This is a genomic window from Siphonobacter curvatus (assembly GCF_002943425.1).
In the GTDB taxonomy this organism is placed as follows: domain Bacteria; phylum Bacteroidota; class Bacteroidia; order Cytophagales; family Spirosomataceae; genus Siphonobacter; species Siphonobacter curvatus.
On record NZ_PTRA01000001.1, the window covers coordinates 254,163 to 270,583 of the forward strand.

The following is a 16,421-nucleotide window of genomic DNA, read 5'->3' on the forward strand; positions in this document are numbered from 1 at the left end:
TTAAAAAAGGTAGGTTATTCCTGATAATTTTTTGTTTTTTTTCTAACCAATTGGTTTTCAAGCGAAAAAAAACTTTGGCTTTCCCAAAGCTTCACTTTCCTGCTGCTTTCGCCCGACCGGAATTTTAAATTACCTTTGCGGGCTCAATTCCAAGTGGTTTCGTTACTTACAGCGAAGCCTTGATGACTGACGAATATCCCCATGACTTCCAGAGAGATACGGCAGGCTTTTCTTGATTTTTTTGTATCAAAAGGCCATTTAATTGTTCCTTCGGCCCCCTTAGTGGCGAAAAATGATCCCACCCTGATGTTTAATAACTCAGGAATGGCTCAGTTTAAAGATTTTTTCCTGGGAAATGCTACGCCGCCGTCCAAACGTATCGTGGATACGCAAAAGTGTCTTCGCGTTTCGGGCAAGCACAATGACTTGGAGGATGTAGGATTTGATACCTATCACCACACCATGTTCGAAATGCTAGGTAACTGGTCGTTCGGGGATTACTTCAAAAACGAAGCCTTACACTGGTCCTGGGAGTTGCTGACAGAGGTGTACCAACTACCGAAAGAACGACTCTACGTGTCGGTGTTTGAAGGTGACGAAAAGGATGGCGTACCCTTTGATCAGGAAGCATTCGATCTTTGGAAAGAAATTCTGGGTGGTGACGAACGGATCATTCTCGGCAATAAGAAAGATAATTTCTGGGAAATGGGTGAAGTGGGTCCCTGCGGTCCCTGTTCCGAAATTCACGTGGATTTACGGGATCAGGCTGAAGTAGATGCCACGCCCGGAAAATCACTGGTGAATGCCGATCACCCCCAGGTGGTAGAAATCTGGAATAACGTGTTCATGCAGTTCGAGCGTAAAGCCGATGGCTCGCTCGTTCCGCTACCTGCTCGCCACGTGGATACGGGTATGGGCTTCGAGCGGCTTTGTATGGCGATCCAGAAGAAAAAATCCAACTACGATACCGACGTATTCACGGGTACCATTGATTTTATCGCGAAAGCGGCAGGTAAAACCTACGGTCAGGAAAACTGGGCTGACATTGCGATGCGGGTCATTGCCGACCACATTCGGGCCATTGCCTTCGCCATTGCGGATGGACAGTTGCCTTCGAATGTACGGGCGGGCTACGTGATTCGCCGGATTTTACGTCGTGCCGTGCGATACGGTTACACGTATCTGGGCTTCCGTGAGCCGTTTCTGTATACGCTGATTCCATTACTAGCTGACCAGTTCGACGGCGTATTCCCGGAACTGATCGCTCAGAAAGATTTCGTAGCGAAAGTAATTCAGGAAGAAGAAGCGGCGTTCCTGCGTACGTTGGAAAAAGGACTGACTTTACTGGATAAAATTCTGGCTCAGGAGTCCGAAAGTAAAGTGATCGACGGAGCTACGGTTTTTGAACTCAACGATACCTTCGGTTTCCCAGTTGATTTAACGGCTCTGATTGCCCGTGAAAAAGGCTTTTCTATTGATGAAGCGGGTTACCAGAAAGCTTTGGGTGAGCAGAAAAGCCGTTCCCGCAAAGATGCCGCTACTGAGAAATCGGATTGGGTAGAATTGCAGGAAGGAAGCAAGACCGTATTCCTGGGTTATGACCAAACGGAGGCGGACGCTCAGATTGTCAAATACCGCAAAGTCGAAGCCAAAGGAAAGACGCAGTACCACATCGTACTGGATCAGACGCCGTTCTACGCCGAGTCCGGTGGACAGGTGGGAGATACCGGTGTACTGGCCTGGCCGAATGCCGAACTCCTGGTTGTAGACACCAAGAAAGAAAATGACCTGAGCATTCACGTCATTGAAGATGAAGAATTTGAGGAAAAACTGAACGCACACGGGGCCAGCGTACGGGCGATCGTGGATGCTTCCCGTCGTAAACTCATCGCTTCAAACCATACGGCAACCCACCTGATGCACAGTGCGTTGAAAGAAGTACTCGGATCGCACGTTGCTCAAAAGGGATCATTGGTAAGTCCAGATGTACTACGGTTCGACTTCTCGCACTTCAGCAAAATGACGGACGAGGAGATTGCTCAGGTGGAACAACGCGTGAATGAAAAAATCCGTGAGAATATTCCGTTGCAGGAAGATCGCAACGTACCCATCGAAGAAGCTCGCCAACGCGGAGCTACGGCCTTATTCGGCGAGAAGTACGGCGATTTTGTACGGGTAATTACGTTTGATCCTCAGTACTCCGTTGAACTTTGTGGTGGCACACACATCCCGGCTACGGGTGAGATTGGGCTGTTCAAGATCGTTTCGGAAAGCTCCTCTTCAACGGGTGTACGCCGGATTGAAGCCATCACTTCGGAAAAAGCATTCCAGTTACTGGAAGAGCAATCGACGCTGCTTAATCACTTACGTGATCTGCTGAAAACGCAGGATGTACTGAAATCGGTGCAGACCCTGATGGAAGAAAAAGCAGCTTTACAAAAACGGGTGGAGACGCTGGAGATTGAAAAACTAAGTTCCGTACGCGAAGCACTGGTTCAGAAAGTACAGGAGCGGAATGGTATTCATTTCCTGGCCGAACAGGTAGAAGCCCCCAACGCTGATGCTCTGAAACAACTGGCGTATCAGTTGAAAGACAAAGTGGATAACCTGTTTGCTTTACTGGTAGCCGAAGTAGGAGGCAAACCTGCTCTGGCTCTGATGATTTCCGAAAATCTGGTAAAGGAACGCGGCCTGAATGCGGGTCAATTGGTTCGTGAGCTGGCCAAGGAAGTAAAAGGCGGCGGCGGTGGTCAGCCTTTCTTTGCCACCGCAGGTGGTTCGGACGTATCCGGTCTACCCAAAGTGCTCGAGAAGGCGGCAACACTGATTGGATAGTCGTATACGATCATAAAAAATCCCCGGTCCAATTTGGGCCGGGGATTTTTTTTTAGGTACAAAACTAGATTTTCAATTTACTGTCTTCCGACAAATACGTTTTGTTCCCACTGGAATTGATGTAATACTGTCCACCCTTGGTACCTACGTAAATCGTACGGCCTTTGGCGTCTTTGCCAATCGACTTGTCCGCTCCGGCTACTTTCGTACGGGTAGCCAGGCTGGCTTCAGCTTCGTCTTTTTTCGAAAGTTTATCAGCTGCTTTCTTGGTGTCGGACTTTACTTCCTTCGCTTTCTTATCGACATTGTCCTTTGCTTCTTTCGTCTCTTTCTTAATGTCTTCCTTGGCCTCTTTTACTTTTTTGTCGGCTTTATCTTTGGCTTCCTTCGCATCAGTCTTTACTTCTTTCGCCTCTTTTTTTACGTCGGCTTTCGCCTCTTTGGCTTCCTGTTTGGCTTTCTTTAACTTTTCTTCAGCAGGCGTCTGAGCTTGCGTAGCAAGAACTAGGCTTACAAACACTAATGTAAATGCGAGTAATTTCTTCATGAACGTAGTTGTTAGGATGAAAATTAGAGTAATAATATTCAAAAAATGATAAATGTTATAATGTACGCATTGGCTTCTTACGTTTGTATCTATGAAAGTTAACTAAAGTATTGATTATTAATAGGTTAATGTAAATTAAATCTTGATTAAGTTCAGTTTGGATGTTTAAGAATCTTGCTCTGTCCGTATAACTGCCCACTGGGCTTTTGCTACCTTGCCTTCTAAATCAACAAGCCCTTGAAATTACATACAATCGATGCTGGCCATTTTAAGTTAGACGGCGGAGCCATGTTTAGCGTAGTACCGAAAGTATTGTGGGAAAGGCTGATTCCCGCCGACTCAAACAATCACATTCCATTAGCCATGCGGTGTCTGCTGATTGAAACTGAAGATCGACGGATTTTAATTGACTGCGGTATGGGGGATAAGCAGGACGCCCGTTGGCAGGGCTTCTATTACCGTCACGGCGAGGGCGACTTACTGGGTTCGCTGGAAAAAGCCGGGTTCGGAGCAGAAGCCATTACCGATGTGATTCCAAGCCATCTGCATTTTGACCATTGCGGTGGTGCCGTTCAGTGGAATCAGCGACGGGATGGATACGAATTGACTTTCCCTAATGCTACGTACTGGGCTCATCGCGAGCACTGGGAATGGGCGATGCGGCCTAACCCCCGGGAAAAAGCTACTTTTTTAACGGAGAATCTACAGCCAATTCAGCATTCAGGGCACTTACAATTTTTGGATGAAAAGAAACAGACGTTTGGGCCGTTCATTGAGTTTCTAATCATGGATGGACACACGGAAAAGATGCTCTTGCCGAAAATTCAGCTTGGTCAGCAAACGGTAGTTTTTACAGCCGACCTGATCCCTACGGCGGCCCATGTACCGGTCAATTATCTGATGAGTTACGACGTGCGGCCTTTACAGACGATGCTGGAAAAGGAAGCATTTCTCCGACAAGCGGTTCAGGAAAACTGGATCCTGGTATCCGATCATGACGCGACTTATGAGGCCTTAACCGTGCAGGAAACGGAAAAAGGCTTTCGGATTAAGGAAAGCGGAAAACTAAGTGAATTTATCTAATAAGTTAAAAGCATCCAGTAGAATGGCTCAATAGCCTATTGACGAATGGTTTTTTGAGTTTACTGAATGGTTAAAAGGATAATAGCCAGTTACTTAATTTTGTCTTTCTCCTTCTTGCCATGAAAACAATTTCTAAAAATGCTCTCTTCGTTACGCTTTACGTGCTCGCGGTACTCCTATCCTGGGTTGCTTTGTTTTTGTATTGTCAGCCTCATTAACTAGTTTTTTGAAATAAGATTGGGTCTCAAGGTTTGGCTTTGACGCTCACTTTAGAAAATTTTATACCCATTTATGGGTACTATGCAAAAATCTACTTCCTAAAGATGTAAATTCAAATCATGCCTTCTTTCGTTTGGCGGAACGGAAGAAAGGCTGAGTAGCTACTTGCTCCCAGTCTTACCAAGACTGGGAGTTTTTTTATTGTGATCATTGCTGTGGTGTAGCTTAGCGATCAAAGTAGCCGCAAGAGACAAATCAAAAAACTCTTCCGTGAAACACGAAAGAGTTTTCAGCTTACAATGCAAACCTTTATGCTCTTCGAGCAGGCTAACTTTCAACTTGGTTACCAGCGAAATAACTACTAAAATCAGGTATCTACAGAAGTATTATATGAACTGTGTGTATGATAGGCTCATTGGGGATTAGTGAGGGTTAAAGCACAGAAAACCAGGAATCTTTACTGCGGGTATTCGTAGGCTCAATCGCTACACAGATAAACCGGATAGAGTTGAGCTTTTTACTAAACATGCTATTCTAAATGTTGTAGGAAACCTTAGGTAGGAAATTAACGATTGCGGAAACAGCAAAACCTGAGCCTCACGAGAGTGCACTTTCAAGGCGTCAGTAATGGACCTTGAACTTCCCAACGAAAGAAAGGAGCCTTCTGTGTCTTACCTCTTTAGGATAGTCGTCTGAGCTAAGGATGTGTACTACCCATTTTATAGAAAGTAATAAATTTAATGCCTCACCCAGGGGGAATTTGACAAATAGAATAGCTCTTACATACCGGAAAATAGCGCAAAATCTACCTTTCATGGTGAGGATCAGTCCATTAATCGAAAGAGTAGAACGTTGGTATACCTCTGCTAATAGCTTTGTATCACTGAATCAGTCAGAGGAGTGGCGGCTTTGACGACTGAGGAAGTTGAACATTAAGACCTACTTGTGACGACATATAGGCCTTATACAAGCCTACTCACGACGGTGAGTAGGCTTTATTATGCTTGACTGTTTTGACAAGAACAACGATCGGCCAACAGATTATTTGCTGCGGTTTAACTACTGTGAATAACCTTTGGCCTATTTCGTAAAAGTCAAAATAGCTTGATTAAAGAATAGCAAGTTTGGCTACAAACGAGGAAAGTAATTGCGTAGGGACTCTTATTGTATTTCGGGAAAAAAGAGACGTCCTTGGCGAAGAGAGATTTGATCGAAAAACTCTTGGCAATAGGACTAATGAAACAATCAAGCCCTTACGATATCATCGTGAGGGCTTGATTGTTAAGTGGGCCCTGTAGGTTTCGAACCTACGACCAATTGATTATGAGTCAACTGCTCTAACCCCTGAGCTAAGGGCCCAATTTGGCGATATTCGGCCAAATGAGCCGCAAGTTTACACTTTTTTAACGCTTTTTGCAACGTACCATTAAACCTTCACCGACTTTTTTGTTTCAAAGGCTCCGAACGTTAACTAAACAGTCATGAAAAAACTCGTGTTTTCCCTCGGAGCCTTATTGCTGGCTACTACGCTGACCTTCGCTCAGGGCGAGATGGGTCGTTCCCCCGAAGAGCGTGCCCAACGGCAAACGGAACAACTGACTAAACAGCTGAACCTCTCCGCTGATCAGGCCGCTAAAGTCAAGACGTTGAGTGATGAACGCATGAAGCAGATGCAGGAAATGCGAGCGAGCGGAGCTCGCCCGGATCGTCAGAAAATGCAGGAATTACAGGAGAATTACGAGGCTAAACTGAAACCGATTCTCAGCACAGAGCAATGGACTCAGTACGAAAAAATGCGTGAGGAACAACGTAACCGGATGCGGGAAGGACGTCGCGGTGGTCCTGGAAGCAATTAATCCAGGCTTTTCTTGGCATACACGGGTAGGAACGTATTTTTATGCGTTCCTACTTTCGTTTATATCGAAGTACGTTCCCCTGCTGCATGAACAAAAAGAAAGTTCTCAACGATCCCGTATACGGGTTCATTACCATACCGGGTCACCTGATATTTGATCTGATTGAACATCCTTATTTTCAACGCCTTCGTCGGATTAAACAACTAGGCATTGCGGAGTACGTGTACCCGGGAGCCTTACATACGCGTTTTCATCATGCGTTAGGTGCAATGCACCTAATGGGCGAAGCCATCAGTACGCTCAAAAGTAAAGGACATCTGATTTCGGATCAGGAATGTGAAGCGGTACAAATCGCTATTCTACTTCATGACATCGGTCATGGTCCCTTTTCGCACGTATTGGAACATACGCTGTTGCACCATGTTTCGCATGAACGAATTTCGCTGTTACTCATGAATGAGTTAAATAAGGAATTCGACGGAGCTTTGGATTTAGCCATTCGTATGTTTTCGGGACAGTACGAACGCCGCTTCTTTTATGACCTGATTTCGAGTCAGCTGGATATTGACCGGCTGGATTACCTGAATCGCGATTGTTTCTTTACGGGAGTAACGGAAGGAAGCATTGGCTCGGAACGTATTGTGAAGTTGCTGGACGTAGTAGATAACCAGCTGGTAGTCGAACAGAAAGGGGTGTATTCGATTGAAAATTTCCTGACAGCCCGTCGCCTAATGTATTGGCAGGTATACTTGCACAAAACGTCGATTTGTGCGGAAACCATGTTGATTCAGTCGATTCGTCGGGCTCGTGAACTGGTACACGCAGGGCAATCGGTCTATACTACGCCCGCTCTGGAAATATTCATTACGAATGAACCTACCCTGGAAGATTTCCGGACTCATCCGCAATACATTCAGGCTTTTACTCAATTGGACGATTACGACATATGGGCTTGTATTAAGCAATGGACCGTACATCCTGACCGATTACTAGCCCATTTATCGACGATGTTACTCAATCGAAAATTGTTCAAAATTCGCTTTTTTGACGTTCCGCCCTCTGACGAAGTTTTCGAAGCTTTACAGGCTCAAGTTTTAGCATTGCCGGGCGTTACAGAAGCTGACTTGCCGTATTTAGTGGTACGGGGTGAAACTACCAATTCAGCGTATTTGGCGAGCCGTCAGCCTATCCGGATTCTTACTAAGGATCGAGGAGTGGTAGATGTTTCTGAAGCCTCCGATTTGCCTACCATAAAGGCTCTGAGCCAGATTGTACGCAAATATTACATTGCTTACGCAGTAAAAGGAATTTAACCCTTCAAGCGTCCTTACTAGGACGCTTGAAGGGTTAAAACAATTCTACTTCCTAGTTATTCGAACCGCAATGCGTCGATTCTGATCACGACCTGCTTGCGTTTCATTACTTGCAATTGGGTGCTCTTGTCCGTATCCTTCTGCGTCCAAACGGCTGGAGGATATTCCCATTTTCTCTAAAGCCATCTGTACGTTTCGAGCTCGTTCCTGAGACAGCTTAAGGTTCGTTTCAGCACTTCCCGTATTATCGGTATACCCTCCAATTTTTAGGTGCACTTCCGGATAGGCCTGCATGATTTCGTAGATGTTTCGAACTTCCTGCATGGAAGTAGAATCAATTTCGTTACTACCGCTCTTAAACGTCAGCTTTCTGAAATTGAACCAAGTTGTTTTATCTACCTTCAATGCCTCATCTTCAATAAATTGGATGAGTTGATTTTCAATGCTTGCCTCCCCAAAGGACAAGTCTACTCCGGTCGAAAGTTTTTTATGCACAATGACCATCGTATCCAAAGTGGTTACGCTCTCCGGCTGCGTTTCCTTTGAAATACCCGTTTCCTTTTCCGTAGTACAGCTTTTGAAAAAGTAAATGCCCGCAATAATCGCTAAAAGTAGTAATAGCCAGAGTAACCAGGAGTTGCTGCTTTTACTGGCTTCAGCCACGGGCGTCTGAGCTTTTTCTGTAACGAAATCCGTAGGTTGTGAAAAGGTGAAAAAGTGGGTAAGACCTGCCGGAAGAGCTGCTAAAACACTTTCCTTTTGATTGGTAAAGAGTCGAAATAAACCCGAAGGCGTTGAATCTTCTTTCCCAATCAGGTACGTTAAAACGCTAGCAGCAATGCTTAATAAAGAAGAAGAAGACGTATGACTGATGTCAGCAAGGGAAGCAATTCGATTGATAAGGTTACCGGTCTGACCATTGAATAAGGTTTCCACAATGGGCGAACCGCGACTAATTAATTTTTGAATGTCTAATACGGTTTTAATTGATGTGGACCATTCAGATAATCCGGAATCAATCCTTTCTTTTTTAAGTACATCAGAAATCAGACTCAACCCCTGAGGAGTAGTCGCTTTTTCTATAAAGCCGCCTAAGATTGCGGGTAGAGCAGCGTTTAAACCGACCGCCGTATGAGGCGTTGATTCGTTCAGATAATCACTGATTTTATCAACCGTAGAGGGGTTTAAATGAGCTTGTGCTAATTGAATTAAATCCATTTGAGTCAAGATACGAGGGTTGGAATTCACTACTAATAAACGATGAGTGAACAAATAAATAAAAATACTTATTTAAAACCCTGAATTTTTGCTCAAAGAAATAGGCTAATTAAACTAAAGTTAGTAAACGGTTGTCGTTATTCGTAAACCTCCGCAATTAGGGCGTAAGGGAGGTCGGACGGTCCGAAGGCCTTTGGCCCCATTCTCGGTTTGGTTGCTCGCCCATCGTTAATTCAAGCGTTCCGCCGGCTAGTATCTGATCGTGGGTTAAGAATGTTTTAGTAAATGCTTTTCCATTCAGAGTAGCATTCTGTATATAGATATTCTTAGAAGAATTCCCCCGGGCTTTAATGGTAAAAGTCTTTCCGTTGGAAAGGTGTAAGGAAGCCTGGGCAAAGCTCGGGCTGCCCAAGACGTATTCCGGTCTTCCGGGGCATACCGGGTAAAAACCCAGCATACTGAATGCCAGCCAGGCCGACATTTGCCCGCCGTCCTCATTACCCGACAAGCCACCTGGCCCTAAACCATATTCTTCCCGGACGAGTTGACGTACCCATTTCTGGGTTTTATAAGGTTGCCCAGCCCAGGCGTAGAGGTAAGCGGTATGATTGCCCGGTTCATTGCCATGCCAGTAGTAGCCTTTCTCGAACATCGTATCAAGCTTCGCTACAAAGCGTTCGTGGCCTCCCACTTGCTGTACTAAACCCTGTACATCTTGTGGGACAAACCAGGTATACTGAGCCGGTGAACCTTCCGTAATAAAGCCGACGCGTAAAGCAAACGGGTCAAACGTCTCACTCCAGCGACCATCCGCGTACCGGCCCCGGGCCCAGCCCGTTTGGGGGTCAATTACGTTTCGGTAGTTCTGAGCCCGTTTGATTAAGGAGTTATAGTCATCGGTACGGTGTAAAGCTTTTGCGAGTTGAGCCAGACAGAAGTCATCGTAAGCGTACTCCAGGGTACGGGACGTTTGCTCGCGTTTATGAAAAGCCTGCCACACCGAATCTTCCAGCGGAATGTATTGATACTGAAGGTAACTTTTTAAAGCCCGCCGTCCTTGTCCGGCTTCGTAGCTTTTCGGGTCCGTATTGACCTCAAAAGCGTTTTTGCGTAGATAGCGATAGGCCGTTTCAACATCAAAATTCCGGATTCCCTTGACGTACGCATCGGCCACCGCCGAGAGTACGTGATCGCCGATCATGGCCGCCGTATAGTGATTCCAGCAGGGAAAGATGGGCATCCAGCCGCCCTGTTCTCCCATTTTCGTAAAGGACTGCATGAGACTAGCCGACCGTTCGGGCTCGAGCAAGGCGTGAAGCGGCAGGCCTGCCCGAAAGGTATCCCACAAACTGAAGTCACAGTAGTAATCAAAATCTTTCGCGGTATGAATCGTGGTATCGTTGGCAAAACCAGGGTAGCGTCCGTCAACGTCTGAATACAGCCGGGGCGTTAATTTTGTGTGATACAGAGCCGTATAAAAGAGCGATTGATCCGCTTCGGAACCCTGGAGGGTAACCCGTCCCAGCTCCCGGTTCCAGGCTGCTTCGGAGGCTTTACGAATGGGCTCTACAGTCCAGTTTGGAATTTCCGCAGTCAGGTTCCGGCGAGCTCCGTCCAGATCTGTAAAAGAAGTACCTACTCGTACCCGTACGGTTGTGCCCGCCTGGGTAGGGAAAGCGAGGATCGCTCCCACGGCATTTCCTTTGGCCTGGGCTACCGTGTGTTTGAAATGGATCGTCGTTGCTTCGAACGTACCAAACTCTTCGAAAGGCGTATCGAACTGAATAACGAAGTAGCCACTGATCCCCGCTGATTGACCTGCCCCCTGATAAATGCGATGAACGGGATTGTATCCCACAATTTCGCGTCGTTCGGGGTAAATTTCTACGAAGCCCTGCCCTTCGTCGCTGTTCGGTTCAATCAGTACAAAATGCTTTTCTTCCTTTTGAAATTGGAACTCGAGCAATCCGGAACGGGGCGTAGCCGTCAGTTGGGCTTTCACCTGATAATCTGGTAAAACGACGGAGTAGTACGAAGGCGTTACCCGTTCCTGATCGTGCGAAAAGGAAGATTCCGGTTGGGTCGTGGGCGTACCCGAAAAGGGCATAAGCGTGACCGTTCCGTAATCCTGTACACAGGAGCCATTTAACCAGTGCGAACCCCGAAATCCGTTGATTTTCGAGTCGGTATGATAATACGGAGCGATGCACTTGGTTTCGGTCCGACGGGTTTGCGGCGTCCAGCTGGTCATGCCGTGCGGATGCCCAATAGCTGGAGAAATCTGGCCTTTCAGTTCACTCCCCGCTTCGCTATGCCTGCGGGCGGATTCGGTGGTACTAGGAGCCGAGCCAATGAGTGGATTGACGTAATCAACGGGCCTTTTTTGCTGGGCAGCGGCCGTCAGACTAACCAGAAGCAGAACTAGAAAGAATCGCATGATCGAGAGGTCTTATACGAATGACTTAAAATGGAGCAGGAAGTCCCTAGATGAAAGCCTTCATAACCGTGGAATTTTACCGAAACTGCTCATTTAAAAGCCCCAATAATTGAAATTGAAGCTTGTTTCAAAGGCCTGACTCTATGGAAATACGTATATTTACCCAGTACAAGTTTCATGCTAACCTTTGTATCATCACGCAACCAATTTACATATGAAGAAAACATTAGTTATCGCTTTGATGCTCGCACCAGCTCTGACCTGGGCACAAAGCGGAATGTATACCGTAAAGGGGAAAATGGGTACGCTCAACACCCCTGCTAAGGCGTATTTACGGTACATGAAAGGAGATAAACCTCAGATCGATACGGCCAAGATCACCAACGGAGCCTTTGAATTTAAGGGCTCGCTCGAAGCCCCGCAGAACGCCATGATTGCTATTGATGCTCGTGGATTGGGCATGCGGCGGCTGAACAATAACCACATTATACCGCTGTATCTGGAACCGGGTACAATCATGGTACAAAGCCCCGACTCAGCCCTGAACGCAAGCGTAAAAGGTACTCCTCTGAACGTAGCCAATGAAAAGCTGAAAGTAGCTTTGAAGAGCAGTAACGAACAGATGGCCCAGATGATGAAGGAGTATCAGGCCGCTACACCGGAACAACGCAAATCGAAGGAATTCGACGAAGCCATGGATGCTCGGTACGAGAAAATTCAGGGCGAACAGAAAACCATTTACGCGAAGTTCATCAAGGAAAATCCGAAGAGTGTCGTGAGTCTGGATGCTTTGCGTTCTTATGGCGGATCAGTCCCCGAATACGGGGAGGTAGAGCCCATGTACGCAAGTCTGGATGAATCCGTGAAAAGTACACCGGCGGGTAAAAAGTATTCAGAAACGCTGGCGAAACTGAAAACGACGGCTATCGGAGCCATGGCTCCGGGTTTTACCCAGGCTGATACTACGGGACGCCTAATTTCGCTGACCGATTTTAAAGGCAAGTACGTATTGTTGGACTTCTGGGCTAGCTGGTGTGGCCCCTGCCGTCAGGAGAATCCAAACGTGGTGGCTAATTACCAGAAGTACAAGGATAAAAACTTTACCGTACTGGGCGTATCGCTGGATCAGCCCGGAGCGAAAGAGGCCTGGATGAAAGCCATTCACAAAGATAACTTGACCTGGACGCACGTATCCGATCTTCAATTCTGGAACAACGAAGCGGCCCGACTTTATGGTGTACAGGCTATCCCGCAAAACTTCCTGCTGGATCCGAACGGCAAAATCATCGCGAAAAATATTCGTGGAAAAGCCCTGGGGGAGAAGCTGGCTGAGATACTGGCTACGAACTAAAACGGACTATTGTATACGAAAAAGCGGATGTTCAGCTCACTGGGCATCCGCTTTTTCGTATCGGGAAATCAGAAGATTAATACTTCCGGAGAATTCGTTCTACTGCCGTTAAATAGCCTCCCGCAAAGAGGTTGACGTGTACCAGCAAGGGATACAGGTTATACAGCGGAATGCGTTCGTTGAAACCCGGTTCTACCGGAAAAGCTTCGTAATAGCTGGTGTAAAAGCTCGTATCAAAGCCGCCAAACATAGTGGTAAAGGCGAGTTCGGCCTCCCGTAAACCAAAGTACGTGGCTGGATCGACCAGGGCTACGGCTCCTTCCGATCCCGTCATGACATTTCCGCTCCAGAGGTCGCCGTGCAACAGAGCAGCGGGTTCATCGGGAATCAGGTTCGGAAGTTTTTCGCAAAATTTCAGAAACTGATCGTGTAGTTTGCTCGAAAGCTTTCCTTCGTACAAGGCCCGTCCGGCCTGCACTTTCAGCCGATTTTCGATAAAAAAGCTAATGCCCGACTCCATCCAGTCATTTTTCTGGGGCAGAGCTCCGATGTAGTTGTTAAATTCCAGGCCGTGGCGATCATTGCTGACGTGGTGCAACTGAGCGAGTTTTCGTCCGAAGTCCGCCCAGTAATCCGGACGCTGGGCACTGGTTTCCAGAAAGTCCATCATTAGGTACGCCCCATCGTTGCGTTGTCCGTAGCCGTGTACTATCGGAATCGTCAGGATGCCCGTTTCCCGCAGCCGATTCAGACTCCGGGCTTCGGATTCAAACATTCCTTCATGATCGCCCTGATTCCATTTGATAAAATACGAACCTTCGGCGGTAATGACTTTGGCAGCCAAGTTGAAATTGCCACCGTATATAAACTGAAACTCTTTGACTTCCGGCTGGAAGCCCAACGTTTCGAATAAGACGCTTTCGATGAAGTGATACTGATCGGTACTTTGAAACATAGGCAGCTGTTGGCTATTAACTGGCTAAAGATACGGATGAACTCGAAGGAAAGAAGGCCGCTGGGACCAAGGTTCCTATTTTACCAGTCCATTTTCAATTCGGTATTTAATTTTCCCGTCCGCCGACTTCAACACAAAATCGGCTTTGGATCCGAGCTTTACATCGGTATCGATGACTAAATCCGTACCATCCAGTTCACGCGTACCAAAGAAGACCGAACAATCGCCGAATTCCTCGACGGTACCCCGAACGTACCATTTTTCGGGACGGTTGAATACAGCCAGCTCCTGACGATTGATGGCAAGGTCGGTCAAAACGGTTTTACCCTTTTTCAAAACGCGTACATTCCGGATGATCAGGTCAAAAATGGAACGCCGATTTTCCGGAATTTCCTCGTAGGCTTCAATGGCTTCGGTCTCGTAGGAACCCGAAGCAATGGCCTGGAGTCCGCTGAGTAAGGCTACGTAATTCAGTCGTCGGATCTGCTGTTTCTCGGGATCGTTGGCGTACCCACCCGATTCGATCAAAATCAGGGAGCTACCCCATTTCTGGATGTTATCCCCAAAGGCCCGGGGTTCGAATTCATCCGAAAAACGACCTACCTGATTAGGAATAAAAGTCTGTAGGGTACGATTGAGTGATACAATCAATTGCATCGAACGCTTACGTACCGGATTGACCTCGCGGGCTTCGTTGTAAGCCGTAGCCAGAAAAGAAATCGTGGCCAGATTTTTCGTTTTTCCGGCCGAGTACCGGGGTTCCTGATCGTGCAAGTTGAAGGCGAATGCCGGTTGCAGGGTTTGTTGTAACTGTTTCAGCAAACGTCCTTCGGGTGTTTGCAGGCGTAAGGCGTCGCGGTTCATGTCGATACCTAGGGCGGTACGGCGAGTCCAGGCTTCCGCTCCATCGGGATTAAGCATGGGGACGAAATAGAGTGTCGTTTTCTCCAGAATTTCCCTGCGTAAGGTGTCAAAGGAATCGTTCGAAGCCGAGAAAAACCGGAATAAATCGAAAATGGCCATCGTTGCCGTTGCCTCGTCGCCGTGCATTTGCGACCAGAGCAGCACTTTCGTTGGACCGGAACCCATTTTAACCAGATTAAGACTACGGCCTTCCGTCGATTTTCCGACTTCTGTTACTTCAAATTGGGTCTTCACTTTTTCCAGTAAAGGCAAGAGATCCTGATGTCGAAAGCGGCGTTCGGTCAGGGCTTTTTCTTTAAATGTTTCGTGCGAATCGAATACTTGTTGAGACATAGGTTGAGCATTCGCGGCAAGAGCAACCCCTAACCAGAGGAAAACAAAAGCGTATTTCATGGGGCGAGGCAGGTATGCAGCGGTCATGGATTGATTTGATGTAAAGCTTTGCCTTTGAGCGAAAGAAAGCGGGCTTGTTTGGGACTACCCACAATCTGGGAGCCGTAAATTCCCGAATTTCCCGAAAACAAATAGGCAATAAAGCAAGCTAGAGCCAGATACACGGATGCTTCGGACCCAAAAAGTTCGATGCCCATTACCGTACTGGCTAAAGGTGTGTTGGATGCTCCGGCGAAAACAGCGACGAAGCCCATACCCGCGAGTAGACTCAGGGGTAAATCGGCCAGCGGAGCCAGGGCATTGCCCAGCGTAGCTCCTACAAAAAAGAGGGGCGTAACCTCGCCGCCTTTGAACCCAACGCCCAGGGTAAACGTGGTAGAAAGCGTTTTCAGTATCCAGTCGTACCAGGCTGACGGTTCGTGAAAGGAGGCCACGATGGTAGGTACGCCCAAGCCAATGTAGCGAGTTGTTCCGGAAAAGTACACTGCTACGGCAATGATGGCTCCGCCCACCACGGGGCGTAGGGGCGAATAGGTAATCCAGCGTTTGGCCTGTTTGCTCCAGAAGTGCGTTAGTTCGGCAAAAAGCGTACTTACTAGTCCAAAGCCGATGCTAATGAGCAATACTTTTAGCAAAATCAGTACGGTTAATGCAGGTACAAAGGGAATGTCGTAGTGTGTATGGCCTACTCCCCAGAGGCGACAGGTTTGATCAGCCAATACTGCAGCGAGTAAGCTGGGAATAAGAGCCTCATATCGCAGACGGCCTAGAATGAAAACTTCCAGTGCGAAAAGAGTACCAGCCAGGGGTGTACCAAAAACGGACGCAAACCCGGCACTCATGCCCGTTACGAGCAGCGTTTTTCGGTCGGAGTCAGAGAGATGAAACAGCCGGGTAAACTGATCCGCAATGGCCCCGCCCATTTGTACGGCGGTGCCTTCGCGTCCGGCTGAACCGCCGAACAAGTGGGTGAGTAAGGTTGTAAGTAGTACGAAAGGAGCCATCCGGAAAGGAATAATTTTCCGGGGATTTTGCCATTCTTCGATCAACTGATTATTTCCTTTAACAACGTCCTGGCCCCAGTAATGATAAATAGCTCCGACTAAAAATCCGCCGAGGGGTAGAAAGGCAATAATCCACCGATGACTTTCCCGGTAGAGCGTAACCATGTCCAGGGTAACCAGAAAAAAAGCCGAAGCCGAACCCGCCAGGCCACCTACTAGGGCACTGAGCACCAGCCATCGAAACAAATAAATCAGGGAAGAGCCCGCAACGGTATCCATGCAACAA

General features: G+C 47.3%; 11 protein-coding genes and 1 tRNA gene. 5 read left to right on the forward strand and 7 right to left on the reverse strand.

Translation table 11 applies throughout. The features are described 5' to 3' along the window. Nucleotides 1-201: 201 nt before the first annotated feature. Nucleotides 202-2,835, forward strand: coding sequence for an alanine--tRNA ligase (alaS, locus tag C5O19_RS01035; protein WP_104709523.1), 2,634 nt, complete (start codon nt 202-204; stop codon nt 2,833-2,835). Between the two features lie 64 nt (nt 2,836-2,899). Here the strand turns inward: alaS and C5O19_RS01040 are convergent, their stop codons facing one another. Further along, nucleotides 2,900-3,382 (reverse strand): hypothetical protein, encoded by a 483-nt coding sequence (locus C5O19_RS01040; protein WP_104709524.1) that lies wholly within the window; start codon nt 3,380-3,382, stop codon nt 2,900-2,902. Between the two features lie 237 nt (nt 3,383-3,619). On the opposite strand from C5O19_RS01040, the gene C5O19_RS01045 reads away from it, so the two are divergent. Then, nucleotides 3,620-4,465: an MBL fold metallo-hydrolase gene (locus C5O19_RS01045; protein WP_104709525.1), complete on the forward strand. Its 846-nt coding sequence runs from the start codon at nt 3,620-3,622 to the stop codon at nt 4,463-4,465. Nucleotides 4,466-5,970: 1,505 nt separating this feature from the next. Here C5O19_RS01045 and C5O19_RS01050 read toward each other — a convergent pair. Beyond that, nucleotides 5,971-6,043, reverse strand: a tRNA-Ile gene (locus C5O19_RS01050). Between the two features lie 122 nt (nt 6,044-6,165). Here C5O19_RS01050 and C5O19_RS01055 point away from each other — a divergent pair. Beyond that, nucleotides 6,166-6,540 carry a hypothetical protein gene (locus C5O19_RS01055; RefSeq protein WP_104709526.1) on the forward strand — a complete coding sequence of 125 codons (375 nt, stop codon included), beginning with the start codon at nt 6,166-6,168 and terminating at the stop codon, nt 6,538-6,540. Between the two features lie 86 nt (nt 6,541-6,626). Next, entirely contained in the window at nt 6,627-7,853 is a 1,227-nt protein-coding gene (locus C5O19_RS01060; protein WP_104713774.1) for an HD domain-containing protein, read from the forward strand. A gap of 45 nt (nt 7,854-7,898) precedes the next feature. On the opposite strand, the gene C5O19_RS01065 is transcribed toward C5O19_RS01060, so the two are convergent. Continuing rightward, nucleotides 7,899-9,071 (reverse strand): OmpA family protein, encoded by a 1,173-nt coding sequence (locus tag C5O19_RS01065; RefSeq protein WP_104709527.1) that lies wholly within the window; start codon nt 9,069-9,071, stop codon nt 7,899-7,901. A gap of 157 nt (nt 9,072-9,228) precedes the next feature. Next, nucleotides 9,229-11,508, reverse strand: a complete 2,280-nt coding sequence (locus C5O19_RS01070) for a GH92 family glycosyl hydrolase (protein WP_104709528.1) — start codon at nt 11,506-11,508, stop codon at nt 9,229-9,231. A gap of 214 nt (nt 11,509-11,722) precedes the next feature. On the opposite strand from C5O19_RS01070, the gene C5O19_RS01075 reads away from it, so the two are divergent. Beyond that, complete coding sequence (locus tag C5O19_RS01075) at nt 11,723-12,859, forward strand: TlpA disulfide reductase family protein (RefSeq protein WP_104709529.1); 1,137 nt, start codon at nt 11,723-11,725, stop codon at nt 12,857-12,859. Between the two features lie 76 nt (nt 12,860-12,935). Here C5O19_RS01075 and C5O19_RS01080 read toward each other — a convergent pair whose 3' ends face one another. The 3 genes from C5O19_RS01080 to C5O19_RS01090 form a co-directional block, all read right to left on the reverse strand. Then, a complete protein-coding gene (locus C5O19_RS01080) occupies nt 12,936-13,814 on the reverse strand; it encodes a fructosamine kinase family protein (protein ID WP_104709530.1) in 879 nt (292 codons plus the stop codon). A gap of 75 nt (nt 13,815-13,889) precedes the next feature. Continuing rightward, nucleotides 13,890-15,158, reverse strand: a complete 1,269-nt coding sequence (locus C5O19_RS01085; protein ID WP_243406298.1) for a M14 family zinc carboxypeptidase — start codon at nt 15,156-15,158, stop codon at nt 13,890-13,892. Further along, nucleotides 15,155-16,414 (reverse strand): voltage-gated chloride channel family protein, encoded by a 1,260-nt coding sequence (locus C5O19_RS01090; protein ID WP_104709531.1) that lies wholly within the window; start codon nt 16,412-16,414, stop codon nt 15,155-15,157. Before C5O19_RS01090 ends, C5O19_RS01085 begins: the two co-directional genes overlap by 4 nt. Between the last annotated feature and the right edge of the window lie 7 nt (nt 16,415-16,421).